Below are 26,556 nucleotides of genomic sequence, written 5' to 3'. Positions count from 1 at the left end.
TCCAACAAGATAAGGTTCAGCCTGTGGAAAACTCTAAACTGACACGCCTGCCCGCAACCTGACAGGCAGATTACAACTTTGTCAGGTTGGCCCGCATCGGCAGCCCCCACGGTATAAAGCGTCCGTTCTATTTGCCCAGAGCTATTTATTAAACAGAGCTACCCATGAAACTGCTGATCGTCGAAGACCAAGCGAAAACCGGCCACTACTTGCGCCAGGGCCTGACCGAGGCCGGGTTCAATACCGAACTGGTGGCCGACGGCAGCACCGGCCAGCAATTGGCGCTGACCGGCGATTACGCCTTGCTGATCCTCGACGTGATGCTGCCCGGCCGCGATGGTTGGCAGATTCTGCAAGCGGTGCGCGGCGCCGGCCTCGACACGCCGGTGCTGTTTTTGACCGCCCGCGATGCCGTGGAGGACCGGGTTCACGGCCTGGAACTGGGCGCCGACGATTATCTGGTCAAGCCTTTCGCGTTTTCCGAATTGCTGGCCCGGGTGCGCAGCCTGTTGCGCCGTGGCAGCGCCACGCCGCAGGAAACCACCCTGCAGCTGGCCGACTTGCGCCTGGACCTGATCCGCCGCCGGGTCGAACGCAACGGCCAACGGATCGATCTGACCGCCAAGGAATTCTCCCTGTTGGAAATGCTCCTGCGCCGCCAAGGTGAGGTGTTGCCCAAATCGCTGATCGCGTCCCAGGTGTGGGACATGAATTTCGACAGCGACACCAATGTCATCGAGGTGGCAATCCGGCGCCTGCGCCTGAAGATCGACGACGACTTCCCCAACAAACTGATCCACACCGTGCGCGGCATGGGCTACGTGCTCGAAGAGCGTGACGCCTGATGCGCCGACTGTCCTTGAGCAATCGCCTGGCCCTGCTTTTTGCAGCCTGCACTGCGGTGGTGTCATTGTTTGCCGGGGTGCTGTTCAGCCGCGCCAGCGAAGCGCATTTCGTTGAACTCGATCAGCAGTTGCTGGACGGCAAGTTGATCGGCTTGCGCCGGGCGCTGCATGACCTTCAATCCAGTGAAAGTGAAGTCAAACTGCAAGATGAGTTGAGTCGGCAGGCCGATTTGTCGCTGCGCATTACCGGCAGCGATGGTCAACGCTGGTATGACAGCTCGATTCGCCTGCCCAAGGACCTTCCGCAAACGCCGGGCTTATCGACCCTCAGCAGCGAGGGCACCGACTATCGCGTCCTCAATGCCCCGCTGTTTCCCGACAAACCCGACTCCCCGCAACTGACGCTGTTGCTGGACATCACCCATCACCAACACTTCCTGCAACGCATGCAGAACCTGATCTGGCTGACCGTCGGCCTGTCAGCCCTGGCCACTGCCCTGCTCGGCGCCTGGGCGGCACGCAGCGGTTTGCGCCCTTTGCGGCGCATGAGCGCGGTGGCCAGTGGGGTTTCCGCACATTCGCTCAACGCACGCTTGCCGGAAGCGAACATGCCGCCAGAACTTGCGGAAATGGCCCACAACTTCAACGCCATGCTCGGACGCCTCGACGACTCTTTTCAACGGCTCTCGGCCTTCTCCGCCGACATCGCGCATGAACTGCGCACGCCGCTGTCGAACCTGCTGACCCACACCCAAGTCACCCTCACCCGCCCACGACCGATCGAAGATTATCGCGAGGCACTGCACAGCAACCTCGAAGAACTGCAATGGATGGCGCAACTGGTCAACGACATGTTGTACCTGGCCAAGGCTGACCACGGGTTGCTGATGCCCAAGCGCGAACCGCTGGAACTGGCGGAGGAAGTGGATGTGTTGCTGGAGTTCTTCGCGCCGCTGGCCGAGGACGCGCAGGTGAAACTGAGCCGTGATGGCAGCGCGCAGATAGAGGGCGACCGCAGCATGTTGCGCCGGGCGCTTTCCAATCTGCTGGATAACGCGTTGCGGTTTACACCGGCCGAGGGTGAGGTTCGGGTGCGGATTGTCGATCAGGCCAAAGGTATGAGCCTGACGGTCGAGAACAGTGGGGACGGGATTGCTGAGGCGTTGCTACCGCGATTGTTCGACCGGTTCTATCGGGCTGATCCAGCGCGTCAGGAAGGCAGTAGCGAGCACGCGGGGTTGGGGTTGGCGATTACCCAGTCGATCATTCGTGCCCATGGTGGGCAGATTCGTTGCGAATCGGAGAATGGGTGGACGCGGTTTGTGATTGAGTTGCCCAAGAAGGATTGAGGCCAGCAGGACCGGCCCCTTCGCGGGCAAGCCTCGCTCCTACACAGGGCGATGTAAAACCTGTAGGAGCGAGGCTTGCCCGCGAAGACAATTTCAGCCCTTACGAATACCGCAACGCATGCGCCGGCTCGATCTTCGCCGCACGCCAAGCCGGATAAACCGTCGCCAAAAAGCTCAGGATGAAACCCGCCGAGCAGATCAACAACACATCCCCGCCCTGCAATTCCGACGGCAAGTTGCTGACGAAGTACACGTCCGAACTGAAGATGTGTTGCCCGGTCACCCGCTCCAGCCAACCCACCAGTTCACTGACGTTCAACGCCGCGATCACGCCCAGCACGCCGCCGATCAAGGTGCCGACAATCCCGATCACCGTGCCCTGCACCATGAAGATCGCCATGATCTGGCGTGGCGTGGCGCCAATGGTGCGCAGGATTGCGATGTCTGCGCCCTTGTCATTCACCACCATGATCAAGGTAGCGATGATGTTGAACGCCGCCACCGCGACGATCATCAGCAACAGCAGGCCGATCATGGTTTTTTCCATTTTCATCGCGCTGAACAGGCTGCCCTGGGTGTGGGTCCAGTCGTCAGCCTTGTAAGCGGTGCCGAGGCCATTGGCGATGTCGTTCGACACCTTGGGCGCTGCGTACAAATCCTTCACCGCCAGGCGCACGCTCTGCACCTGGTTCGGCTGCCAATGCTGCATCTGCGCGGCGTCGGCCATGTGGATCAACGCCATCGAACCGTCCAGTTCGGCGCCAACCTTGAATACCCCGACCACGTTCAGTCGCTGCATGCGCGGGGTGATGCCACCCGGCGCGCTGCTGACTTCCGGCACGATCAGGGTGATCTTGTCGCCGACGTTCAAGCGGAAGCGCCGTGCGGTGATTTCACCGACTACCACGCCGAACTCGCCGGGCTTCAGGTCATCGAGACGACCTTGCACGATGTGCTGGGCGACGATGGAGACCTTGCCTTCCTGCGCCGGGTCGATGCCGCTGACCTGGATCGGCTGCATCGAGCCTTTATAAGAAAGCATGCCTTCCATTTCGGTGAACGGCACGGCGGCGGTCACTTCAGGATTTTTCATCGCGGCGGCGGCCACCGGCTGCCAATCGTCGATCGGGTTTACGCCGACGATGGTCGCGTGGGGCACCATGCCGAGGATGCGCGAGCTCATTTCGCGCTGGAACCCGTTCATCACCGAGAGCACCACGATCATCGCCAACACGCCCAGGGCGAGGCCGATCATCGAGGTCATCGAGATGAAAGATACGAAGCGATTGCGGCGCTTTGCGCGGGTGTAGCGCGCGCCGATAAAGATCGATAACGGTCTGAACATTCGCTGGGGCACCGTATAAAAATAAAAGACCCGACGGACTTTTCAGTCACGCCGGGTTTGGGCCGATCAGATGGGCGTCAGGCAACCTTCCTGCAAATGCAGGACGCGGTCCATCTGGCGGGCCAGGTTCATGTCGTGAGTCACCACCAGGAACGCGGTGCGCATCGAGGTGCTGAGTTCCAGCATCAAATCCTGAATGCCTTGCGCGGTGTGGGAGTCGAGGTTGCCGGTCGGCTCGTCGAGCATCACCAAGCCAGGGTTGTTCACCAGGGCGCGGGCGATGGCCACACGCTGACGCTCGCCGCCGGACAACTCTGAAGGTTTGTGCTGCAGGCGATGCCCCAGCCCTACCCGCTCCAGCAATGCGGTGGCACGCTGACGCGCTTCCGGGATCGCGGTCTTGCCGATCAGCAGCGGCATGCAGACGTTTTCCAGCGCGGTGAATTCCGGCAGCAAGTGGTGGAACTGGTACACGAACCCGAGGGAACGGTTACGCAGCAAGCCACGATTTTTCTCGCTCAGGGCCGAGAGCTCTTCGCCGTCGAGCCAAACGCTGCCCTTGGTCGGCGTATCGAGGCCGCCCAGCAGGTTGAGCAACGTACTTTTGCCCGAACCCGAGGTGCCGACAATCGCCACACGCTCCCCCGGATGCAGCTCCAGTTGCAGACCGGCCAACACTTCTACCGACTCCGGGCCTTCCTCGTAGGATTTGCCCAGGTTGCGGCAGCTCAAGATTGCTTTTTCACTCATGCCCGACTCACTCATAACGTAGCGCCTCCGCAGGCTGGGTGCGCGCGGCACGCCAGGCTGGATACAGGGTGGCGAGGAAACTCAGTACCAACGCGGCGGCGCAGACCATCAACACGTCCTGGCTCTGCACTTGCGACGGCAGGTAATCGATGAAATACACGTCGGCGTTCAGGAATTTATGCCCGATCAGCCCTTCGAGGGCCGAGATCGCGGCGCTGACGTTCAGCGCGGCGAAGATCCCGACCACGGCGCCGATCAGCGTACCGACCACACCAATGACCGTGCCCTGGACCATGAAGATCGCCATGATCGAACCCGGCGTCGCGCCAAGGGTGCGCAGAATCGCGATGTCGCCCTTCTTGTCGTTCACCACCATCACCAGCGTGGAGATGATGTTGAACGCCGCCACGGCGACGATCAGCAGCAATAGCAGACCGATCATGGCTTTTTCCATGCGGATCGCCTGATACAGGTTGCCGTGGGTACGGGTCCAGTCGCGGGCGTAGTAATGGTCTTCGCCGAGTTGCTGGGCGAGGGTCCATGCCACGCGCGGGGCCTGGAACAGGTCGTCGAACTTCAGGCGGATGCCCTGGACCTGATCCGGTTTCCATCGATGCAGCCTGGCCAGATCCTGCAGGTTGGTCACGCCCAGGTAGCCGTCCAGCTCACCGGCGCCGACATGGAAGATGCCGACCACGGTAAAGCGTTTCATGCGCGGGAACATCCCGGCCGGGGTCACGGTGACTTCCGGTGCGACGAACGTCAGCTTGTCGCCAATCGACGCGCCGAGCTTGGCCGCGGCCTTGTCACCGATGACGATGCCGAAGCTGCCGGGGGTCAGGTCGTCGAGTTTGCCCTGCTGCATGAAGTTATCAATGATCGAGACCTGGCGCTCCAGCGTCGGGTCGATGGCATTGAGCAACACCTTGGAGACCTTGCCGTTGTTGGTCAGCAGCCCCTGCATCTGGGTGAACGGCGCAACGGCCGTCACCTGCGGGTTCTGCTTGACCTTGGCGGCCAGGCTTTGCCAGTCGCTGATGGGTTCACCGGACTCGATGGTCGCGTGGGGCACCATGCCCAGCACGCGGGTGCGCATCTCATGATCGAAGCCGTTCATGACCGACAGCACGACGATCATCACGACCACGCCAAGGGCGAGCCCGATCATCGAAGTCAGGGAAATGAACGACACAAAATGATTGCGACGCTTTGCACGGGTATAACGCGTGCCAATAAATACGAAGAGAGGTCTGAACATGTCGGGGCTTGTTCGGAGGGAAAAGGAACGTCCTTGTGGCGGGGGTCGATAACCAGCTTTACACTCAGACCACCGCCGCTACCATGGGTTCGCCATGTCGACATTAGATGAAGAAGATCGCCGCGAATACTACCGTATCGAGGACTCGATCGCACTGGAAATTCGGCCCCTGTCTGCTCCCGAAGCCGCAGGCCAGGAAGTGTTGCAGGATGCTTCCCCACTATTCAACCTGCTCAGCGAATTGCACCTGAGTGAATTCGAGTCGCAGCACCTGTTGCGCCAGATCAGTGAGCGCGACCGGGCGATTGCGGCATTCTTGAAATCCCAGAACAAACGCATCGACCTGCTGAGCCAGGTGGTCGCCTTGACCGTGCTCGGGCAGATCGGCGAACCGCAACCGGTGATCATCTCCGAAGGCGGCATCGACTTTCAGCACCCGACACCGATTGCGGTCGGCGCGCACCTGTCGGTCAAACTGGTGCTGATGCCGCAAGCGCTGGGTCTGTTGCTGCGCGCCAGGGTCACCCACTGCGACCGCAAGGGCGACGGCTACGATGTCGGCACCGAGTTCGAATACCCGACCGATGCCCAGCGCCAGTTGCTCGCCCGCTACATCTTGCAGAAGCAGGCCCAGGAACGACGCCTGGCCCGCGAACAAAACGAATCAGGCATTTAATTAAGGAAGAACCGTGACCCTCATCTACGGCCATCGCGGCGCCAAAGGCGAAGCACCGGAAAACACCCTGACCAGTTTTCAGGAATGTCTCAAGCACGGCGTGCGCCGTTGCGAACTGGATCTGCACCTGTCCATGGACGGCGAGTTGATGGTCATCCATGACCCGACGCTCAAGCGCACCACCGACCGTCGCGGCAAAGTGGTCGAGCACTCCGCCAAGGATCTGGTGACCTACGACGCGCGCAAGGGCGGTCCGGGCTGGATCAAGCCGTGCCCGATTCCGACGCTGGAAGAACTGTTCGAGAAATGTGATTTCGAGCACTGGCAACTCGAAGTCAAAAGCGCTTCACGCACCCGCGCCGCGACCACCGTGCTGGCGATTCGTGAAATGGCGGTGCGTCATGGCCTGCTGGACAAGGTGACGATCACCTCGAGCTCGCGCGAAGTATTGAAAGCCGCGCTGGACCTGGTGCCGGACGTGTCCCGGGGATTGGTGGCCGAATACGCCTGGCTCGACCCGTTGAAGGTCGCGCAAAGCTATGGCTGTGAGATTCTGGCGCTGAACTGGACCCTGTGTACGCCAGAACGCCTGCAGAAGGCGCAGCGTCAGGGGCTGCATGTGTCGGTATGGACAGTCAACGAGCCCGCGCTGATGCGCAGACTCGCCGACTTCGGCGTTGACAGCCTGATTACAGACTTTCCCGGTTTGGCCACTGCCACGCTCGAGAATTGCTGAAATCGGTCTCCCCGGCCGGCTCAGGCCACCGGCCGGAGCCGCTCAAAAAAGCCGGTTGAGGCCATCGTACGCCGCTACCCGATAGGCTTCGGCCATGGTCGGGTAGTTGAACGTCGTGTTGACGAAGTATTTCAGGGTGTTCAGTTCGCCCGGCTGGCTCATGATCGCCTGGCCGATGTGAACAATCTCCGACGCCTGATAGCCGAAGCAGTGAACGCCCAGCACTTCCAGGGTTTCACGGTGGAACAGAATCTTCAGCATGCCCTGGGGCTCGCCGGCGATCTGTGCACGCGCCATGCTCTTGAAGAACGCCTTGCCCACTTCGTACGGCACCTTGGCCTGGGTCAGCTCCTGCTCGTTCTTACCGATCGAGCTGATCTCCGGAATGGTGTAGATGCCGGTCGGCACGTCATTCACGAAGCGCCAGCTGTTGTTATCCACGATGCTGCCAGCGGCCGAACGACCCTGGTCGTGCGCGGCACTGGCCAGGCTCGGCCAGCCGATCACGTCGCCGGCACCGTAAATGTTCGGTACGCAAGTGCGATAGGCTTCATCGACTTCGATCTGGCCACGGCTGTTGACCTTCACGCCGATGTTTTCCAGACCCAATGCGTCGGTGTTACCGGTACGGCCGTTGCACCAGAGCAAGGCGTCGGCCTTGATCTTCTTGCCGGACTTGAGGTGCAGGATCACACCGTTGTCCACGCCTTCGACGCGGTCGTAGTCTTCGTTGTGGCGGACTGTGATGTTGTTGTTGCTGAAGTGATAGCTCAGGGCCTGGGAAATTTCCGAGTCCAGGAAGCTCAGCAACTGACCACGGTTATCCACCAGCTCAACCAGCACACCCAGACCACTGAAGATCGAGGCGTATTCGCAACCGATCACGCCAGCGCCGTAAACGATGAGTTTGCGCGGGGTGTGGTTGAGGCTGAGGATGGTGTCGCTATCGTAGATACGCGGGTGATGGAAATCGATGTCCGCCGGGCGATAAGGACGCGAGCCGGTGGCGATGATGATGTGCTTGGCCACCAGTTTCTCGACCACGCCGTTGGCGCACACCACTTCGATGGTTTGCTCGTCGGCGAAGCTGCCGGTGCCGAAGAACACGTCGACGCGGTTACGGGCGTAGTAGCCGGTGCGCGAGGCGACTTGTTTGGAAATGACTTTTTCAGCGCTTTTCAGCACGTCCGGGAACGAGAACCAACGCGGCTCACCAATGGCCCGGAACATCGGGTTGGTGTTGAACTGCATGATCTGCCGGACCGAGTGACGCAATGCCTTGGACGGGATGGTGCCCAGGTGGGTGCAGTTGCCGCCGACCTGGCGACGGCTGTCGACCATCGCCACCTTGCGCCCTGCTTTGGCGGCGTTCATTGCCGCGCCTTCTCCCGCCGGGCCGGAACCCAGCACCACCACGTCGTAGTTGTAGACAGCCATGCGTACTCCTCAGAACAGGCCGCGGCGCCATCGGCACCTGCGGCTAAATCACGCCGATCTGCGGCGTGAAGGAACAATTTGGGGCCAGTGCAGAACCCGGACACAGTCTATAGAAGCGTCAACGCCGCGCACATTAACCCTTGGTCGCGTCGTAGGCTACTTTTGCCTGCGCTACAACGCCAGTCTTCAATGCTCGGATCGCCGTAATCATTCGGTTTTGCCGCCACTGAGCCGTTCAAAAGCCTGATTGGTCCGTGTGACGAAACCTGTATCGGCACGAATCACAAAGAATGCACCGATGTTGTGTTTTTCCGCGTAGTCCCATCCTCGTTCCGGGCCGAGAATCAGCAACAGCGTCGATAAGCCATCGGCCATCAGGGCTGAAGGATTTATTACCGTGACCGACGCGAGGTTGTGGGTAATCGGCGCACCGGTGCGGGCATCGAAGGTGTGGGAATAGCGTCGGCCGCCCTGCTCGAAATAATTGCGGTAGTCGCCGGAGGTGGAGACGCCGTAGCCGTCCACGTTAATGATGCGTTCGGCCACCTGCTGGTCGTCCCGAGGTTCTTCCAAGGCAATTTTCCACGGAGAGCCGTCGAGTTTTTTACCGGCGGCCTTGAGTTCGCCCGTGGCTTCGGCGAGGTAGTTGTGGATGCCCATGCTGTCGAGTCTGGCGGCGATGGTGTCGACCGAGTAGCCGGCGGCGATGCTGTTGAAGTCCACCTCGACGGCGGCGTCCTTGCACAGTTGATCGCCGTCGATGCGCAGGTGCGTGTAGCCGATTCGCTGCATCGCGGTGGTCAGTGCTTCGGGACTGGGGACTTTTTCCTCGCGGGCCTGTGGGCCGAAACCCCAAAGGTTCATCAGGGGCTCGACGGTCAGGTCGTAGGCGCCTTCGCTTTGCAGTGACAGTTGTTCGCCGACGCGAACCAATTCGAGGATTGGAGCGGGCATGGCCTGACAGCGATTGGCCGGCAGATCGTTAAAGCGTTCGATGTCCGAGTCGCTGCGGTAGGTGGACATTTGCAGGTCAACGTCAGCGAGGATTTTTTCGACTTCGGCCTGCACCGCTTTCGGCGCGGGCAGACCTTGGGTTCTTACGTACTTGATCGAATAGGTGCTGCCCATGGTCGGGCCGCCGAAGCTTTCCATGGAATCGCCGTTGCCGCAGCCGGACAGCGCAATGAACAACAACGGGAAAACCCCCTTCCGCTTCAACAATCTCAATCCCCCTGAATACCCCGACACAGCGCCAGTGCCGGCCATTATGCAACACCCCTGTAGGAGCGAGGCTTGCCCGCGAACGCGATCAACCTGACACACCGCCTTCGCGGGCAAGCCTCGCTCCTACGGGTTTCTAAGTCGATCAACCTCTATATCCATACCGGCTAATGGCTATAACGTTTAAGCAGCAGCCTAACTAGTGGTTGCCTATCTATCTTCATACACATATCGTTACAAAACTGTTCGGTGTGTGCCTGTGTGCTTGAGGCCGACAGCCAGGAAGCGTCAAGACCAGGGATTTCCAATAAGACAGCCAAAGTGAGAGCGTTAAAATGTCCTCGAATACGGGCAAAGGCAAAGCGATCTTTCGCGTTGTCAGCGGTAATTTTCTTGAGATGTTCGACTTTATGGTCTACGGCTTTTACGCCACGGCCATTGCGAAGACCTTCTTCCCTGCCGACAGCGCATTTGCCTCCCTGATGCTGTCCCTGGCGACATTCGGTGCCGGGTTCCTGATGCGTCCGCTGGGCGCGATTTTCCTCGGCGCCTACATCGACCGTCATGGCCGTCGTAAAGGGCTGATCATCACTCTTGCCCTGATGGCCGCCGGTACGGTGCTGATTGCCTGCGTGCCGGGTTACGCCACGCTGGGCGTAGCAGCGCCGCTGATCGTGCTGTTCGGGCGCCTGTTGCAAGGCTTCTCGGCAGGCGTGGAACTGGGCGGCGTGTCGGTGTACCTCGCCGAAATCTCCACCCCGGGCCGCAAAGGCTTCTTCGTCAGTTGGCAATCCGCCAGTCAACAAGCGGCCGTGGTATTCGCCGGTTTGCTGGGTGTGGGCTTGAACCATTGGCTCAGCCCGGAACAAATGGGTGACTGGGGCTGGCGCGTACCGTTTCTGATCGGCTGCATGATCGTGCCGGTGATCTTCGTGATTCGTCGCTCGCTGGAAGAAACTCCGGAATTCCAGGCGCGTAAACATCGCCCTACCCTGCAGGAAATCATCCGTTCGGTCGGTCAGAACTTCGGCATTGTCATCGCCGGCATGGCGCTGGTGGTCATGACCACCGTGTCGTTCTACCTGATCACCGCGTACACGCCGACCTTCGGTAAAGCCGAACTGCATTTGTCCGATCTGGATGCGTTGCTGGTCACCGTGTGCATCGGCCTGTCGAACTTCTTCTGGCTGCCGGTGATGGGGGCTGTGTCCGATAAGATCGGGCGTAAACCCCTACTGTTGGCGGCGACCATTCTGGCGATCCTGACCGCCTACCCTGCCCTGTCGTGGCTGGTGGCGAACCCGAGTTTCAGTCATCTGCTGATCGTCGAGTTGTGGTTGTCGTTCCTGTATGGCTCGTACAACGGCGCCATGGTGGTAGCCCTGACCGAGATCATGCCAGTAGAAGTTCGTACGACCGGTTTCTCCCTGGCCTACAGCCTGGCGACCGCGACCTTCGGCGGTTTCACACCGGCGGCGTGCACCTACCTGATCCACGTGCTGGACAACAAGGCTGCGCCGGGGATCTGGCTCAGCGGTGCGGCGGTGCTGGGGTTGATTGCGACGCTGGTGCTGTTCCGTGGCAACAAGCATGAATTGCGGACTGCGCAGGCAGCGGTGGTTGGCGGCGCCCAATAGATCGCATTCGCGGGCAAGCCTCGCGCCTACAGGTCGCGTGCAATATCAAAATTCACGCATAACCCGTAGGAGCGAGGCTTGCCCGCGAAGAGGCCCGCCAGAACACCCAAAAATCACCGATCCGCCACCTTCAGCGACCGATTCCAGCCCCCGCCCAACGCCTTGTACAACGTCACCTGATTAATCTCTCGCGCCAGCTCAAGCTGTGCCCATTTCTGCTGCGCATCAAACAACGAACGCTGGGCATCCATGGTGGAAAAGTAACTGTCCAGACCCGCCTCGAAACGCAAGCGCGATTGCCGATACGCCTCTTGATAATCCCCCACCAGTTTTTTCTGAAACTCCACCTGCGTGAGCATTTCCTGCCGGGCATTCAAGGCATCGGCGGCTTCGCGAAAGGCATTCTGCACGGTGGCCTCATACGCCGCCGCCCGACCGTCGAACCGCGCATGACTGGCATCCACCTGGGCCCGCCGTGCCCCGCCATCAATCAAAGGCATCGAGCCCGCCAGCGCCAGCGACCAGAATTCCGCCGGGCCACTGAGCAGTCGGGAAAAGTCGCCGGTCAGGCTGCCCAGGGCCGAGGTCAGGGAGAACGTCGGAAAATACGCACTGCGCGCCGCACCAATATCCGCGTTGGCAGCACGCAACTGCGCTTCAGCCGACATGATATCGGGACGTCGCTCCACCAGTGACGACGGCAAACCGGCTGGCACATCCAGCGTTGCCAACTGCTCACCCAACGGGCCGGTCGGCAACAAGCCCACGGGCACCGGTTGTCCCACCAACACCCGCAAGGCATTCATGTTTTGCGCCACTTGCATGCGGTAGGTGTTGACCTGCACGGCGGCGGTGTTGGTTTGTGCATCCGCCTGGTGAACATCGATCCGTGCACTGGAGCCCAGGTTGAAACTCTTGCGCAACAATTGCCCGTAACGATCCTGTGACTGGTAGGTGTTTTGCGCCAAATCGAGCAAATGTTGATTGGCCTTGAGGCTCAGCCAGGTATTGGCCACTTCGCCGATCAGCGCCAGCCGCGCCGTTTGATAGTCCGCCTCGGACGCTTCGAAACGTGCCCCGGCGGCATTGCGCTGGCTGCGGATGCGCCCGAACAGGTCCAGCTCGTAGGAGGTAAAACCACCAGTCGCCTGAAACGTATTGGCGATGCTGCCGGCACTGTCGCCGCCGCCCGGCGTACGCACCAGCGGCGGCAGCTTGCTGCGACCGGCGTAGGTGTCGATCCCGATCGTAGGAAACAGCCCGGACTCGGCGCTCGCATACCCGGCCCGCGCCTCTTCAACGCCGGCCGCAAACTGACGCAAGCTGCGGTTATTGGTCAGGGCCATTTCGATCAACTGACGCAGTCGGTCATCGACCACAAACCCGCGCCAGTCCTTGTCGAACGCCTGCTTGCCGACGCAACACTGGCCGGCGGTATTGGCCGGCCATTGCTGATCGATGGGTGCATCAGGTTTTTCGTAAGTGGGCTCCAGCGAGCAACCGCCGAGCAACAACAACGACATCAAGTATGAAGTGGGCAAGCAACGGTTCATGGTGCGCACCTACAAGCGTTGGCCGAGCAAGGCTCGCAACGGAGAAAGAAGCAACGTCCACACACCGGACGACCTGGACACACTGACGGGCGGCAAGGGTTGCTTGCGCGAACGGACCACCACTGGCCGCCAACGCGGCAGCGGGACGTAGGACGATGTCCTGGCGGGCGCAGGCAAACGCGGCGCGTGGTTCTTTTCGCCCAGCAGCGCGCGCCGCAGCAAGGTGCCGAAGGCCAGCGCCGGCTCGGCCTTGCTGACAACATTGATCGTCGCATCGCTGAACAGCCGCGCAATCAGGCGCCGCCGCAGCCCTTCGTCAAAATCAACAAACCTCAAGCCCAATTGGTCGGCACCGTGATTGCGCATGACCTCGACGTCCAGCCAACCGAGCCGGTTAATCCACACCTGGCCGCATAACCCTGGCTTGATCGAGGACGCGAAGGCGCATGTCAACGAAGCGCCGCTGAGGGAAATATCCTTCAAGCGCCCGACCAACGTCTTGCCGCCAAAGCGCAAACCGGTGGGTTTATCGAAAGGAAACCGTTCTTCGCCGTGTAGTCGTGGCCGGTCGACACACGCCACCAGCGTCGCGAGGTTGTAGACCAGCGCGACCACCGTCCAACACAGGTTGAACATCATGTTGCCGTCAAACGCCGCAGCGGTGCTGATAGCGATGTAGGCGCCGATTTGCGAGAACAGCGTCAGCGCGAAAAAGAACCCGAAAAGCTTCCAGTGCACCATCGTCTTTGAGCGGTCGAGGCCTTTGGCAGTGACTTTGAACGGCCGCCCGAACGGACGAATCATGGCGCTGGCAATGGTCGCGGTGACGGCCAGCGAGGCAACGATCTGCGTGACTTCGGTGAAAATCGGCAAGGTGCGCCGGTCGGTGACCCAGGTTCCGTAGCCCCAGAACGCAATCAATGCCGGCATGCCGAAGGCGAGGAAATCCACCGGGTTGGCATAAAACCCGGCAATGCCGAAGTACCAGTACAGCACCGGTGACACCAGCATCATCAAAATGAACGGCTTGGAGAACCAGTGCATCAAGCCGTGGATGTAATGCAATCGGTCGTTGAGCGTGTAGCCGCTGCCGCGCAACGGTCCGTCCTTGAGCAACGCGACCTGGATCGTGCCCAGGCACCAGCGCCCACGCTGGTTGATGTATTCGGTCAAGCCTTCGGCGGACAAGCCGATGGACAGGCGCTCGTTCAGCCAACGGGTGACGTAGCCCTTTTGCAGCAATCGGTAGGTGGTGTAGATGTCTTCGCACACCGAGCCTGTAGGAAAACCGCCTATCTCGGTGATCAAATCCCGCCGCACCACGAAGGACGTACCGACGCAAAACGCCGCGTCCCAGCCATCCTTGGCCGGTTGGAACACATCGAAGAACACCCGCTGTTCGTCCACCCAGCACGCGGACGTGCCGAGGTTGTGCTGGATCGGATCGGGGTTGTAATAAAACTGCGGGGTTTGCACCAGACCGACTCTCGGGTCGTCGAACAGGCCCAGGGTGCGCATCAGGATCGGCTGCTGCGGGGCAAAGTCAGCGTCGAGCACCAGGATGTACGGCGCATTGCTACCGGCCGCTGACTGACGCAAGCCGTTATTCAGGTTGCCGGCCTTGGCGTGGGCATTGTCCGGGCGCCGGGCGTACTGCACGCCGACCTCGGCGCAGTAGTCGCGCAACCAGTCGCGCCGGGTATCGTCGAGCACCCAAATGGTGAAGTTGGGATAGTCGATGGCCTGGGCGGCGATGATGGTTTTCTCGAGGATCTCCAGGCCTTCGTTGTAGGTGGCGATAAACACATCGACTGCCGGCACATTGCGCCCCTCGGCACGCAATCGTCGTTCACCGGCATCCGCCTGCGAACGGTGATCCGAACGACAGAGCATGACGATGATGGAAAACAGCGTGTAGCCGATTGCCAACATCTCGAAGAACAGAAAGGTGTAGGCCCAGACCGTGGCGAATCCGGAGTGGCCGTCGGGCAAGGTGTCGCGAATCCGCCAGGCCGCGTAGTTGACCAGCAACAACGCGGTGACGGCGCCGAAACCGGCGCGCGCCGCCCATTGATCGCGGTGGGTCAGGCAGGTGAACAGAATCACCGCCGCCAGCGTCCAGAAATTGATTTGCAGCAGTTGCAACGAGTCCAGTGCCTGCATGTCAGTCAGCCTCTAGCGAACCGGTAAAGGGATTGACGCCCGTGGCCGCAATCGCCGCCCACGCCGTGGCGCCCAAGTGAGGCAGGTGGTAATAGAAGAAGTCGTTGGTGACGGAGTCCGGGCCTATGGCCAACCCGGTACTGATACGCGGTGCCGGGGTCGCGAACAGCCAACCGTTGCCTGCCTCTTGAGCGAGCAGCACGCTCCACAGCGGCTGCGCCTTGTCACTCAAGCCGCTCAATTGCGCGACCGCGGCAGCCTGGGCGGTGCCTTCAGTCCATAACCCGTCGGGGTCGCGATTGAAACCATAGCCATCGCCCGCACGGTGGGCGTGATCGATAAAGGCGAACACCCGTCGCCAATCCTTGGGTGGATCGTGCAAGGCAATCAACGGCCAGATCTGCGCGTCCAGCCCCGAACGCACGCGGTCCGAAGTCTGGCCATCGGCGCCGGTGCCGATCAGGAAGCGCCCTTCCCCGGCATCCCACTGGCTCGCCACAAACTGCCGCGCGATCTGCGCCTGCCGTGCAAAATCCTGATCCGGTGCCACGGCGTTGAGCCCGCTCCAGGCGGCCGCCAAATCGACGTTGTGCTCGGTAGATTTCCAGTTCTGCTGGGTTTGTTTGTCAAAGTAGCCGTAATAGCCACCGCTGAATCCCGCTGGGGATTGGCCGTCGTAGGTATTTTTCTGCGACCAGTGCAGAACTTTTTTCGCCGCTTCAAGGTATGACGCCTCACCGCTCTGACGAAAAGCTTCCAATAACGCCAACGCAGCCCAGGCCTGATTCCCGGTGGCGCTACTGACTTGATAGGCATCCTGATTCCAGGCGTTGCGTTCGGTGCTCCAGTAACCCGGCAGCTTCATCGGCGCAGTGCCGACCGGCCCGGCGGCATAGGCGTTACGCAAGCGACCGTCCTGGTACTCGGGGTCATGGTGGGTGGCAAAGACCAGCGCATCGGCAATCCGCCGCGCCGACTCGACCTTGCCGCAGGCAAACAGGGCGATGCTGGCCAAGGCGTTGTCGTAAGTGAAGGCAACCCCGCGCAAGGCCAGGATCGGCGCAGGTTGCCCGTTGAGCGGTGGATAACTGGCCACCAGCACAGGGCCGGCCGGCTGCGATGCGACCGCCCGATCCAGTGCCGCGCAGGTCATCGCCACCAGTTGCGGGCGTGCCTGCGCCGCGAGTGCAGTGGCGCCGCTGCCGATCAGGATCACGCCGACGATTCCTCGAAAAACGCTATTCATGGCCGCGACACCTCGGCACTCGCCCACAACCCCGGGTTGCAGGTCATGGCACGTTGAGCATCGGAGAGGTCCGCGGCAAATGTGCCTACGACGTAGACCGAATTCTGTTCGGCATACGGGAACGGCACGCTGTAACTGTTGGCGCGAATGTCCGAAGCGCTGGACAACAACTGCACCACGCTGGCCTTGAGCGGCTCGGCGAGACCGCGAATCTTCACGGTCAGCACGCTGTCGCGATCGATCTTGCTGGCCATGCGCTCGGGGAAGACCGCAATCACGTAGCTCTGCCCACAATCGGTGGCGCGCAGCAGCGTCGAACCGGCCTGCACCAGCGTGCCCTGGGGCGCCAACAACTCCTGAACGGTGCCCGGGGAATAAGCCACCACGTCGTAGCCGGCCATCAACTTGACGCGGTTCTGCTCGGTTTCAATCAACTGATTGAGGTTATCGAGCTCACGTTGGTAGGTCGCCCGATTGCGCGCCTGATTATCGAGGCTGAGTTTGAGGGTGGTCATTTGCGCACTGAGATCGAACATGCGTAGTTGATCCGGATCGAGATACACCTGTTTATTGGCCGCGCTGACATCGCCGTCATTGATCCGCAACTGCGAACGCACCGACTCGGCCGCGCCCTGCAAGGACGCCAACTGAGCTTTGGACGAAGCGACTACGGCACCACTCACCGCGCCTTGGGTAAACAGATCGAGATTGCGTTCGACGGTTTCCTGAGCGTCCATCAAGCGTGCATTCGCGGCACTGCTTTCGGCCTTCAAGGCTCTTTGCGTGAAGAGTTGCCGGGTATGGAACGCGGTTTGGTATTGCTGACTGGTGCGCTCCAACGCCTCGTAATACTGCTGATCCTGCTCGGCCTGACTGGCGGAAGAGGACAGTTGCTGTTCCAGGGTCAGGCGCCGGGTTTGCAGGGTTAGCAAGGTTTCCTGGTTGGCCCGGGGGTTTTCCACCACGGCGATTTTCTGACCCTGCGTGAAGGTTGTGCCGGGTTTGACTTCCAAAGAACTGACGACACCGTCAATCGGGGTGGTCAGCAATATCACCGGCGCATTTAAAATCGCCCGCGTCGCGGACGCCGATACCAACGGCATCAGCAACGTCGACAACAGCAGCCAGACAATAAACCCCAGGACGCCCAATCCCACCAGGCGTGGCAACAGTGACAATAACTTTGAGCGCTCTTCAGCCATGTTCAACTCTCCCGATAGACCCATGAACACACATGGCCATAGCCCGTACTGCGTAACAGTCAGGCAATAGCAGGCCTTGACCGCGAAACACACTTGGCAGGGTGAGCAAGAACGAACGAGTGCAATGGAAGGCAACTAAGCCAACGCTGTTTATCAGGATTTATTGTGATGTGAGCAGGAATGGGATTCCTGTCTTTTTGGAGAGTTATATAGCGTGCAGCACTGACATTAATCATAACGCCAGAGGCAGAGCGGGCGCTGTCATTGGCGACACTATGTTCAGTACTTTGGACTGTCAAGCATTTGAATGACACAAATAAATGACGCCAATATTGTGCCGAATTTTATATTGGATCCAGCTCAAGCAACTAACGACCGCGTGCTGGCAACTGTTTATTTTTTGAAGACATTTTATTGTTTTTAACAGTGAGGAACTTTGTATCGTTTTTTATATAGTTCTGACTGCCTAACCGAACAGATTAAATTGATATAAGTAGCGACACTTCTTCGAGCACAAACAAAAACGCCCCGACCAAAGTCGGGGCGTTTTCATGTGCGGCTAAAGCTTAGCGCGGGAATGCAGGCGGGTTAACCCCGGCCATGTCTTCCATTACACGCACTACCTGGCAGCTGTAACCGAATTCGTTGTCGTACCAAACGTACAGAACAACGCGGTTGTCTTGGCTGATGGTTGCTTCAGCATCCACAACACCGGCGTGGCGCGAGCCAACGAAGTCGGTGGACACCACTTCCTGCGAGTTGACGTAGTCGATTTGCTTATGCAGATCGGAGTGCAGCGCCATGTAGCGCAGGTACTCGTTCATCTCTTCACGGGTGGCGGCTTTCTCAAGGTTCAGGTTGAGAATGGCCATCGACACGTTAGGCGTCGGAACGCGGATCGCGTTACCGGTCAGCTTGCCGGCCAGTTCAGGCAGAGCCTTGGCAGCAGCGGTGGCAGCACCGGTCTCGGTGATGACCATGTTCAGCGCGGCGCTACGGCCACGGCGATCGCCCTTGTGGAAGTTGTCGATCAGGTTCTGGTCGTTGGTGTACGAGTGAACCGTTTCAACGTGACCGTTGATGATGCCGAACTTGTCGTTGACAGCCTTCAGCACCGGCACGATGGCGTTGGTGGTGCAGGACGCCGCGGAAACGATCTTGTCGTCAGCGGTGATTTCGCCGTGGTTGATGCCGTGAACGATGTTCTTCAGCTTGCCTTTGCCAGGCGCGGTCAGCACAACGCGGTCGATACCCGGGCAAGCCAGGTGTTGGCCCAGGCCCTCGGCGTCACGCCATACACCGGTGTTGTCCACCAGCAGTGCGTCTTTGATGCCGTACTGGGTGTAATCCACTTCAGTCGGGTTCTTCGCGTAGATAACCTGGATCAGGTTGCCGTTGGCGGTGATGGTGTTGTTTTCTTCATCGATGGTGATGGTGCCGTTGAAGGAACCATGAACCGAATCGCGACGCAGCAGGCTGGCGCGCTTGACCAGATCGTTCTCGGCGCCCTTGCGGACCACGATGGCGCGCAGACGCAGGCCGTCGCCGCCACCGGTTTTCTCGATCAGGATGCGCGCCAGCAGACGGCCAATGCGACCGAAGCCGTACAGGACAACGTCGGTGCCTTTGCGCGCCGTAGCGTTTTGCTGGCCAACAACGTCAGCCATTTCTTCACGGACGAACTGCTCGGCGGTGCGGCCATTGCCTTCGTTACGGAATTTGAACGCCAACTTGCCCAAGTCTACCGAAGCCGCGCCGAGCTTAAGCTCGCTCATGGCTTTAAGCAGAGGGAATGTTTCGTGGACGGAGAGTTCGCTGTCGTCGGTAGAGCGATGGCGAGCAAAGCGGTGAGCTTTGAGAATCGCGATGACAGACTGGTTGATCAGGCTGCGGCCATAGATCGAGCTCACCACGTTGTTATTGCGGTAGAGCTGACCGATAAGCGGAATCATCGCTTCTGCGAGTGCTTCACGGTCGATCCATTCACCAAGACACTGGTCGGGCTTCTGAGTCACGGGAACCTTCCACATATGTAGGGGCAGAAAAAAGGGGCTACATTATGCCGCCGAGTGCCTCTCGTAGCAATGCGCGCCTGTCGTGCGAGTCGTAACAAATTCCGCTTAAAAAAAATTACGCCCCGCTGGAGCCCAGTAAATACGGGCCTTCCAGCGCAGTCAAATTTTTGGAGGTAGCGCTGCCTTGTCCGTAACCATCCGTAACACTGGTTGTTTTTGCCACTACATAATCGGCAATTTTCACTGAAAAACGGCTGGATTTTGTCTTTACCACTACATTTTGCCCAACCCGCGTAATAGACATATCTGCAACTGACAGCCGGCACCCGAGGCCGCTACAATTACCGACTTTGTCGCAACGCTTGGAGCTCAACCTTCCGTGCCCGTTCTGCGTCTACCGCTACTCCCTGCCGCGGCAGGTAAACAGCACTGGGGCAACCTGCCCGGTGCCGCCCTGAGCCTGGCCATTGCCGAGGCCGCCAGCGCTGCCAAGCGCTTTACCCTGCTGCTGACCGCCGACAGCCAAAGTGCTGAACGACTGGAACAGGAGCTGAGTTTCTTCGCCCCGGATTTGCCCGTGCTGCATTTTCCCGACTGGGAAACCCTGCCCTACGACCTGTTCTCGCCGCACCAGGACATCATCTCCCAGCGCATTGCCAGCTTATATAGGCTGCCGGAGCTGACCCACGGCGTGCTCGTGGTTCCGATCACCACGGCATTGCATCGTCTGGCGCCGACCAAGTTCCTGCTCGGCAGCAGCCTGGTGCTGGACGTCGGCCAGAAGCTCGACGTCGAGCAGATGCGCACCCGGCTCGAGGCCAGTGGCTATCGCTACGTCGATACGGTGTACGAGCATGGTGAATTTACCGTGCGTGGTTCGCTGATCGACCTGTTCCCGATGGGCAGCAAACTGCCATTTCGGATCGACCTGTTCGACGACGAAATCGAGACCCTGCGCACTTTCGATCCGGACAACCAGCGCTCCATCGACAAGGTCGACACCGTTCGCCTGCTCCCGGCGCGGGAATTCCCCCTGCAAAAGGATGCGGTCACGCGTTTCAAGGCGCGCTTCCGCGAACGTTTCGACGTGGACTTCCGGCGCTGCCCGATCTTTCAGGATCTGAGCAGCGGGATTACGCCGGCCGGTATCGAGTACTACCTGCCGCTGTTCTTCGATGAAACCTCGACCCTGTTCGATTACCTGCCGCAAGACACCCAGGTGTTTTCGCTGCCGGGTATCGAACAAGCCGCCGAGAACTTCTGGAACGACGTGCGCAATCGCTATGAAGAGCGCCGCGTCGATCCTTCTCGTCCTTTATTACCGCCCGCCGAATTGTTCTTGCCGGTGGAAGACTGCTTCGCGCGCCTGAAGAACTGGCCGCGCGTCGTGGCCAGTCAACAAGACGTGGAAACCGGCGTCGGCCGCGAACGCTTCCCGGCGCAGCTGTTGCCGAACCTGGCGATCGAAGCCAAGGCCACCCAGCCACTCGCTGCGCTGGCCGGTTTCCTCGACGAATTCCCCGGTCGCGTGCTGTTTACCGCCGAGTCGGCGGGCCGTCGTGAAGTGCTGCTGGAATTGCTCGAACGCCTGAAGCTGCGGCCGAAAACCGTCGACAGCTGGCCAGACTTTGTCGCGAGCAAGGATCGTCTGGCGATCACCATTGCGCCGCTGGACGAAGGCTTGATGCTGGACGATCCGGCACTGGCGCTGATCGCCGAAAGCCCGTTGTTCGGGCAACGGGTGATGCAACGTCGTCGTCGCGAAAAACGCGCCGACGGTAATAACGATGCAGTGATCAAAAACCTCACCGAGTTGCGCGAAGGTGCGCCGGTGGTGCACATCGATCACGGCGTCGGCCGCTACCTCGGACTCGCGACCCTGGAAATCGACGACCAGGCCGCCGAGTTCCTGACTCTGCAATACGCTGAAGGCGCCAAGCTGTATGTGCCGGTGGCCAACCTGCATCTGATCGCTCGTTACACCGGCAGCGACGATGCACTCGCCCCGCTGCACCGTCTCGGCTCCGAGACCTGGCAGAAAGCCAAGCGCAAAGCCGCCGAACAAGTGCGCGACGTCGCCGCCGAGTTGCTCGACATCTATGCCCGCCGCGCCGCCCGCGAAGGTTATGCCTTTGCCGACCCGAAAGCCGACTACGCAACGTTCAGTGCCGGCTTCCCGTTCGAAGAAACCCCGGACCAGCAGACCACCATCGACGCCGTACGCGCCGACATGCTCGCGCCTAAACCGATGGACCGACTGGTCTGCGGCGACGTGGGTTTCGGCAAGACCGAAGTGGCGATGCGTGCCGCATTCATCGCGGTGCACGGTGGTCGCCAAGTGGCGATCCTGGTGCCGACCACCCTGCTCGCCCAGCAGCACTACAACAGCTTCCGCGACCGCTTCGCCGACTGGCCGGTGAGCGTGGAAGTGATGAGCCGCTTCAAGTCGACCAAGGAAGTGAATGCTGCCATCGCAGAGCTGGCCGAAGGCAAGATCGACATCGTGATCGGCACGCACAAGCTGCTGTCTGACGATGTAAAAATCAAAAACCTCGGGCTGGTGATCATCGACGAAGAGCACCGTTTTGGTGTGCGTCAGAAGGAACAGCTCAAGGCCCTGCGCAGTGAAGTCGACATCCTGACGCTGACCGCCACGCCGATTCCGCGCACGCTGAATATGGCGGTGTCGGGCATGCGCGACCTGTCGATCATCGCAACGCCGCCGGCACGTCGCCTGTCGGTGCGGACCTTCGTCATGGAGCAGAACAAAAGCACGGTCAAGGAAGCCCTGCTGCGTGAGTTGCTGCGTGGCGGTCAGGTCTACTACCTGCACAACGACGTGAAGACCATCGAGAAATGCGCCGCCGACCTCGCCGAACTGGTGCCGGAAGCGCGGATCGGCATCGGCCACGGGCAGATGCGTGAACGCGAACTCGAACAGGTGATGAGCGACTTCTACCACAAGCGCTTCAACGTGCTGATTGCCTCGACCATCATCGAAACCGGCATCGACGTGCCGAGCGCCAACACCATCATCATCGAGCGTGCGGACAAGTTCGGCCTGGCACAGTTGCACCAGTTGCGCGGCCGGGTCGGTCGCAGTCACCACCAGGCTTACGCGTATCTGCTGACCCCGCCGCGCCAGCAAATCACTGGCGACGCCGAAAAGCGTCTGGAAGCAATCGCCAACACCCAGGACCTCGGCGCGGGCTTCGTGCTCGCCACCAACGACCTGGAAATCCGTGGCGCCGGCGAACTGCTGGGCGACGGTCAGAGCGGGCAAATCCAGGCTGTCGGCTTCACGCTGTACATGGAAATGCTCGAGCGCGCAGTGAAGTCGATCCGCAAGGGCGAACAACCGAACCTCGACCAGCCGCTCGGCGGTGGCCCGGAAGTCAACTTGCGCGTACCGGCGTTGATTCCCGAGGACTACTTGCCGGACGTTCACGCCCGTTTGATTCTGTACAAACGCATCGCCTCGGCCACCGACGAAGAAGGTCTCAAAGACCTGCAAGTGGAGATGATCGACCGTTTCGGCCTGTTGCCGGAGCCGACCAAGAATCTGGTACGCATCACCCTGCTGAAGTTGCAGGCCGAACAACTGGGCATCAAGAAAGTCGACGGCGGCCCGCAAGGTGGCCGAATCGAGTTCGCCGCCCAGACGCCGGTCGACCCGTTGACGCTGATCAAACTGATCCAGAGCCAACCCAAACGCTACAAATTCGAAGGCGCCACGATGTTCAAGTTCATGGTGCCGATGGAGCGCCCGGAAGAGCGCTTTAATACTGTAGAGGCGCTGTTTGAGCGCCTCCTCCCGAAAACTGCTTGAAGGACGCCGTATGCGCCTGTTTCGCTCGCTGACTTTGTTGATGACGCTGATTGCTCCTTCGGCGTTTGCCGATGATCTGTATCAGGTCGAAATGATTCTGGTCCGGCAGAACGCCGTGCCTGCCATCGTCAGCCGCGCCGCGCCGGAAGACTGGGCTGCCGGCGCACAACGCCTCAGCCCCGACAGCCAGCGCACGCCAAGCCTCAATGGCGAAGTGGAGAAACTCACCGCCAGCAATGATTACACCGTGTTGCTGCACAAGGCTTGGCAACAGACCTTGGGTGAAACCGAAAGCAAAGTTGCAATCAGTGACGGCACAGAACAGTTCGGTCAGTTCCCGATCGAGGGCACGCTGAACCTGAAACTGGGACGCTTCACCGATGTTGACGCAGACTTTTGGGTCAACCAGATCGATGCCAACGGCATGGTCACCGCCAGCGAACGCCTGAAGCAGGAAAGCCACACCAAGAACGGCCAGCTGAACTTCCTCGACAATGGCCACCTCGGCCTGTTGATCAAGATCACGTCGCTGACCGCCCCTGCGCCTCGGCCAGTCCCCGATGAAATTCCGGACTGATTGACGTCCTTATGTCTGCGACCCTGAGCAAACCCCTGGGACCTTCCTGGGTCAGCCGATTCAAGGAACAGAGCCTGGAGCGCGGCCGTCGCTACGCTTTGGAAAACCGCGTCAGGATCGTCGAGGCTGGCGACGCCACGATCATCGCTGCCTGCGAAGGCTCGGGCGGTAACGTTTACCGTCAGACCATTCGCCTGCGCGAGTCAGCCAAAGGCACGCTGCTGATGATCGACGCCAGCTGCACGTGCCCGGTCCACAGCAACTGCAAACATTGCGCGGCGGTGCTGCTCAAAGTCCAGGAAACCCTGGCCTATCCTGCCGCCGCGCAAGATGCCGAACTGCTGGAAAAACTCCAGGCCGTACTGGAAAACCGTAGCCCGAAGGCGCCGCCACAAGTGCTGGTGGATAACGTGCAACCGGTGCCGCGCCTGTGGCTGGCGAGCATCGAGTTCAGCGCTTTCGAACCGCGCAACGGCAAGATGCAGCGCTATATCCAGCATCGCGCGGCGCTGTCCTTCAGTTATCTGGATGAATACGTGTCCGGGCAGAAGAATGCCGACGTGCTGATTCGCCAGGAAACACAGACATTACGGATAAAACGTCACCCGGAAGTCGAACAGGCCTACAGGGAACAACTACGAATCCTCGGCTTCAAGATCGCCACCCGGCAAAGCAAGGCCTTGCCGGAAAGTGCCGGCGAGCTGTTCGAGATGGTCAACGACAGCGCTTGGCTGACGTTCACCCTCAATGAACTGCCGAAGCTGCGCACCCAGGGCTGGGAGTTGCAGATCGACGAGGAATTCGGTTTCGACCTGACCGCCGTGGACGATTGGTACGCCACCGTCGAGCAAGCGCCGGAACGCGACTGGTTTGATCTGGAGCTGGGGATCATCGTCAACGGTGAGCGGCTGAGCTTGCTGCCGATCCTGTTGAACCTGATGCGCTCGCACACCGAGATTCTCAACCCGGAACGCCTGTCCCGACGTCGCGACGACGAGCTGATCCTGGTGAACATCCCGAACCGCCCGAACTCCGAGTACGGTCCGCTGCAGGTTGCCCTGCCCTTCGGTCGTTTGAAACCGGTGCTGGCGACTCTGGGCGAGTTTTATCTGCAAGAGCCCGGCGAAACCACGCTGCGCCTGAGCAAGGCCGACGCCACGCGACTGAATCCGCTGGAAGGCATGCCGTTGCTGTGGGAAGGCGGCGAGCAGATCCGCACCTTTGCCCAGCGCCTGCGGGACATCAAAGACTTCACTACGGTCGCGCCGGAGGGTTTGAACGCGACGTTGCGGCCGTATCAGCTCGAAGGCTTGAGCTGGATGCAATCGTTGCGGCAACTGGAAGTCGGCGGGATTCTCGCGGATGACATGGGCTTGGGTAAAACCCTACAGACCCTGGCGCATATTCTCAGCGAGAAAATCGCCGGACGCCTCGACCGCCCGTGCATGGTGGTGATGCCCACCAGCCTGATCCCCAACTGGCTCGACGAAGCGGCGCACTTTACGCCGAAGCTCAAAGTGCTGGCGCTGTACGGTGCCAGCCGCAAAAAGCACTTCGCGAACCTGACCGATTACGACCTGATCCTGACCACCTACGCGCTGCTGCCCAAGGACGTTGAAACCCTGGCCGCCGTGCCGCTGCACGTGTTGGTCCTGGATGAAGCGCAGTACATCAAGAACCCCAACAGCAAGGCTGCCCAGGCTGCCCGCGAACTGAATGCACGGCAACGCCTGTGCCTGAGCGGCACACCGCTGGAAAACCACTTGGGCGAGCTGTGGTCGCTGTTCCACTTCCTGCTGCCCGGCTGGCTCGGCGATGTAAAAAGCTTCAATCGCGATTACCGGGTGCCGATTGAAAAGCGCGGCAGCGAAGTCAGGCTTCAGCACCTGAACGGTCGGATCAAACCGTTTCTGCTGCGCAGGACCAAAGAGCAAGTCGCGACCGAATTGCCACCGAAAACCGAGATCATCCATTGGGTGGACCTCAACGAAGCCCAGCGCGACGTGTACGAAACCATGCGCCTGGCCATGGACAAAAAAGTTCGCGACGAGATCACCCGCAAAGGCGTCGCGCGCAGTCAGATCATCATTCTTGAGGCTTTGTTGAAGTTACGTCAGGTCTGCTGCGATCTGCGTCTGGTCAATGACGCCGTCCTGCCCACTCGCGGCAGCACGTCTGGCAAGCTCGACAGTTTGATGGAGATGCTGGAGGAGCTGTTCGAAGAAGGTCGGCGGATTTTGCTGTTCTCGCAGTTCACGTCGATGCTGGCGTTGATCGAGGACGAACTGAAGAAACGCGGCGTTGAGTACGCAATCCTGACCGGGCAAACCCGCGACCGCCGCGCACCGGTGAAGGACTTCCAGAGCGGCAAGCGTCAGATCTTTCTGATCAGTTTGAAGGCTGGCGGCGTGGGCTTGAACCTGACCGAAGCCGATACGGTGATTCACTATGACCCGTGGTGGAACCCGGCGACAGAAAACCAGGCGACCGACCGCGCGTATCGCATCGGCCAGGAAAAACCGGTGTTCGTCTACAAGCTGATCGCCCGGGGCACGGTGGAAGAGAAGATTCAGCATCTGCAAAAGGAAAAGTCCGACCTGGCGGCGGGCGTACTGGATGGGCGCTCGGCTGGGGACTGGAAGTTGCAGAATGATGATATCGAGGCGTTGTTTGCGCCGTTGCCGGATAAGTTGGAGAAGCGTTGAGATTAGCGGTGC

Annotated in this window: 18 protein-coding genes; 8 read left to right on the top strand and 10 right to left on the bottom strand. The window is 60.1% G+C overall.

The genetic code is table 11. The annotated features are described in order from the left end of the window. Nucleotides 1–164: 164 nt before the first annotated feature. Both LOY68_RS10125 and LOY68_RS10120 read left to right on the top strand, forming a co-directional pair. The gene (locus tag LOY68_RS10125) at nt 165–845 is read left to right on the top strand and encodes a heavy metal response regulator transcription factor (RefSeq protein ID WP_265044323.1); all 681 of its coding nucleotides are present in this window, start codon (nt 165–167) and stop codon (nt 843–845) included. After that, on the top strand, nt 845–2,194 hold the full coding sequence (locus LOY68_RS10120; RefSeq protein WP_265044321.1) for a heavy metal sensor histidine kinase: 1,350 nt from the start codon (nt 845–847) through the stop codon (nt 2,192–2,194). Before LOY68_RS10125 ends, LOY68_RS10120 begins: the two co-directional genes overlap by 1 nt. Nucleotides 2,195–2,294: 100 nt before the next feature. Here the strand turns inward: LOY68_RS10120 and LOY68_RS10115 are convergent, their stop codons facing one another. The 3 genes from LOY68_RS10115 to LOY68_RS10105 all read right to left on the bottom strand — a co-directional run bounded on the left by LOY68_RS10115 (nt 2,295) and on the right by LOY68_RS10105 (nt 5,547). Beyond that, nucleotides 2,295–3,539 carry a lipoprotein-releasing ABC transporter permease subunit gene (locus LOY68_RS10115; protein WP_054054257.1) on the bottom strand — a complete coding sequence of 415 codons (1,245 nt, stop codon included), beginning with the start codon at nt 3,537–3,539 and terminating at the stop codon, nt 2,295–2,297. A 66-nt stretch (nt 3,540–3,605) separates the two neighbouring features. Further along, nucleotides 3,606–4,289: a lipoprotein-releasing ABC transporter ATP-binding protein LolD gene (gene lolD / locus LOY68_RS10110; protein ID WP_166655989.1), complete on the bottom strand. Its 684-nt coding sequence runs from the start codon at nt 4,287–4,289 to the stop codon at nt 3,606–3,608. 7 nt (nt 4,290–4,296) lie between these two features. Further along, nucleotides 4,297–5,547: a lipoprotein-releasing ABC transporter permease subunit gene (locus tag LOY68_RS10105; protein ID WP_054054260.1), complete on the bottom strand. Its 1,251-nt coding sequence runs from the start codon at nt 5,545–5,547 to the stop codon at nt 4,297–4,299. A 94-nt stretch (nt 5,548–5,641) separates the two neighbouring features. Between LOY68_RS10105 and LOY68_RS10100 the strand changes: the two genes are divergently transcribed. Continuing rightward, on the top strand, nt 5,642–6,223 hold the full coding sequence (locus LOY68_RS10100; RefSeq protein ID WP_163909252.1) for a PilZ domain-containing protein: 582 nt from the start codon (nt 5,642–5,644) through the stop codon (nt 6,221–6,223). A 13-nt stretch (nt 6,224–6,236) separates the two neighbouring features. Next, nucleotides 6,237–6,959 (top strand): glycerophosphodiester phosphodiesterase, encoded by a 723-nt coding sequence (locus LOY68_RS10095; RefSeq protein WP_054054264.1) that lies wholly within the window; start codon nt 6,237–6,239, stop codon nt 6,957–6,959. A 42-nt stretch (nt 6,960–7,001) separates the two neighbouring features. On the opposite strand, the gene sthA is transcribed toward LOY68_RS10095, so the two are convergent. Both sthA and LOY68_RS10085 read right to left on the bottom strand, forming a co-directional pair. Then, nucleotides 7,002–8,396, bottom strand: coding sequence for a Si-specific NAD(P)(+) transhydrogenase (sthA, locus tag LOY68_RS10090; RefSeq protein ID WP_054054267.1), 1,395 nt, complete (start codon nt 8,394–8,396; stop codon nt 7,002–7,004). 207 nt (nt 8,397–8,603) lie between these two features. Further along, nucleotides 8,604–9,548: an FAD:protein FMN transferase gene (locus tag LOY68_RS10085; RefSeq protein WP_413787189.1), complete on the bottom strand. Its 945-nt coding sequence runs from the start codon at nt 9,546–9,548 to the stop codon at nt 8,604–8,606. Between the two features lie 404 nt (nt 9,549–9,952). On the opposite strand from LOY68_RS10085, the gene LOY68_RS10080 reads away from it, so the two are divergent. Further along, nucleotides 9,953–11,254 carry an MFS transporter gene (locus LOY68_RS10080; protein ID WP_265044316.1) on the top strand — a complete coding sequence of 434 codons (1,302 nt, stop codon included), beginning with the start codon at nt 9,953–9,955 and terminating at the stop codon, nt 11,252–11,254. Nucleotides 11,255–11,367: 113 nt separating this feature from the next. Here LOY68_RS10080 and LOY68_RS10075 read toward each other — a convergent pair whose 3' ends face one another. The 5 genes from LOY68_RS10075 to LOY68_RS10055 all read right to left on the bottom strand — a co-directional run bounded on the left by LOY68_RS10075 (nt 11,368) and on the right by LOY68_RS10055 (nt 19,448). Then, nucleotides 11,368–12,795, bottom strand: coding sequence for an efflux transporter outer membrane subunit (locus tag LOY68_RS10075; RefSeq protein WP_265044314.1), 1,428 nt, complete (start codon nt 12,793–12,795; stop codon nt 11,368–11,370). Between the two features lie 21 nt (nt 12,796–12,816). Further along, nucleotides 12,817–14,970, bottom strand: coding sequence for a glycosyltransferase family 2 protein (locus tag LOY68_RS10070; protein ID WP_265044313.1), 2,154 nt, complete (start codon nt 14,968–14,970; stop codon nt 12,817–12,819). A gap of 1 nt (nt 14,971) precedes the next feature. After that, complete coding sequence (locus LOY68_RS10065) at nt 14,972–16,216, bottom strand: hypothetical protein (protein ID WP_163909247.1); 1,245 nt, start codon at nt 16,214–16,216, stop codon at nt 14,972–14,974. Next, complete coding sequence (locus LOY68_RS10060; RefSeq protein WP_265044311.1) at nt 16,213–17,418, bottom strand: HlyD family secretion protein; 1,206 nt, start codon at nt 17,416–17,418, stop codon at nt 16,213–16,215. Before LOY68_RS10060 ends, LOY68_RS10065 begins: the two co-directional genes overlap by 4 nt. Before the next feature lie 566 nt (nt 17,419–17,984). Next, on the bottom strand, nt 17,985–19,448 hold the full coding sequence (locus LOY68_RS10055) for a glyceraldehyde-3-phosphate dehydrogenase (protein ID WP_054054272.1): 1,464 nt from the start codon (nt 19,446–19,448) through the stop codon (nt 17,985–17,987). A gap of 364 nt (nt 19,449–19,812) precedes the next feature. Here LOY68_RS10055 and mfd point away from each other — a divergent pair, with 364 nt between their 5' ends. From mfd to LOY68_RS10040, 3 genes are read left to right on the top strand one after another with little or no spacing between them, the layout of a single operon-like run. Next, nucleotides 19,813–23,262, top strand: a complete 3,450-nt coding sequence (mfd, locus tag LOY68_RS10050) for a transcription-repair coupling factor (RefSeq protein ID WP_265044309.1) — start codon at nt 19,813–19,815, stop codon at nt 23,260–23,262. 10 nt (nt 23,263–23,272) lie between these two features. After that, on the top strand, nt 23,273–23,839 hold the full coding sequence (locus LOY68_RS10045) for a CsiV family protein (RefSeq protein WP_163909244.1): 567 nt from the start codon (nt 23,273–23,275) through the stop codon (nt 23,837–23,839). An 11-nt stretch (nt 23,840–23,850) separates the two neighbouring features. Further along, nucleotides 23,851–26,544, top strand: a complete 2,694-nt coding sequence (locus tag LOY68_RS10040; protein ID WP_265044307.1) for a DEAD/DEAH box helicase — start codon at nt 23,851–23,853, stop codon at nt 26,542–26,544. The last annotated feature ends 12 nt before the right edge of the window (nt 26,545–26,556 follow it).

The organism is Pseudomonas sp. B21-053 (genome assembly GCF_026016365.1).
GTDB classification, from domain to species: Bacteria; Pseudomonadota; Gammaproteobacteria; order Pseudomonadales; family Pseudomonadaceae; genus Aquipseudomonas; species Aquipseudomonas nunensis.
Note: the sequence above shows the minus strand (reverse complement) of the source record. Positions and strands in the feature narration are given on the sequence as shown.

Excerpts from the sequence above, each read along its gene's own strand:
- LOY68_RS10125 (WP_265044323.1), top strand. The coding sequence starts at position 165 with ATGAAACTGCTGATCGTCGAAGACCAAGCGAAAACCGGCCACTACTTG.
- LOY68_RS10120 (WP_265044321.1), top strand. The coding sequence starts at position 845 with ATGCGCCGACTGTCCTTGAGCAATCGCCTGGCCCTGCTTTTTGCAGCC.
- LOY68_RS10115 (WP_054054257.1), bottom strand. The coding sequence starts at position 3,539 with ATGTTCAGACCGTTATCGATCTTTATCGGCGCGCGCTACACCCGCGCA.
- lolD (WP_166655989.1), bottom strand. The coding sequence starts at position 4,289 with ATGAGTGAAAAAGCAATCTTGAGCTGCCGCAACCTGGGCAAATCCTAC.
- LOY68_RS10105 (WP_054054260.1), bottom strand. The coding sequence starts at position 5,547 with ATGTTCAGACCTCTCTTCGTATTTATTGGCACGCGTTATACCCGTGCA.
- LOY68_RS10100 (WP_163909252.1), top strand. The coding sequence starts at position 5,642 with ATGTCGACATTAGATGAAGAAGATCGCCGCGAATACTACCGTATCGAG.
- sthA (WP_054054267.1), bottom strand. The coding sequence starts at position 8,396 with ATGGCTGTCTACAACTACGACGTGGTGGTGCTGGGTTCCGGCCCGGCG.
- LOY68_RS10085 (WP_413787189.1), bottom strand. The coding sequence starts at position 9,548 with ATGGAAAGCTTCGGCGGCCCGACCATGGGCAGCACCTATTCGATCAAG.
- LOY68_RS10080 (WP_265044316.1), top strand. The coding sequence starts at position 9,953 with ATGTCCTCGAATACGGGCAAAGGCAAAGCGATCTTTCGCGTTGTCAGC.
- LOY68_RS10070 (WP_265044313.1), bottom strand. The coding sequence starts at position 14,970 with ATGCAGGCACTGGACTCGTTGCAACTGCTGCAAATCAATTTCTGGACG.
- LOY68_RS10065 (WP_163909247.1), bottom strand. The coding sequence starts at position 16,216 with ATGAATAGCGTTTTTCGAGGAATCGTCGGCGTGATCCTGATCGGCAGC.
- LOY68_RS10060 (WP_265044311.1), bottom strand. The coding sequence starts at position 17,418 with ATGGCTGAAGAGCGCTCAAAGTTATTGTCACTGTTGCCACGCCTGGTG.
- LOY68_RS10055 (WP_054054272.1), bottom strand. The coding sequence starts at position 19,448 with ATGTGGAAGGTTCCCGTGACTCAGAAGCCCGACCAGTGTCTTGGTGAA.
- LOY68_RS10045 (WP_163909244.1), top strand. The coding sequence starts at position 23,273 with ATGCGCCTGTTTCGCTCGCTGACTTTGTTGATGACGCTGATTGCTCCT.
- LOY68_RS10040 (WP_265044307.1), top strand. The coding sequence starts at position 23,851 with ATGTCTGCGACCCTGAGCAAACCCCTGGGACCTTCCTGGGTCAGCCGA.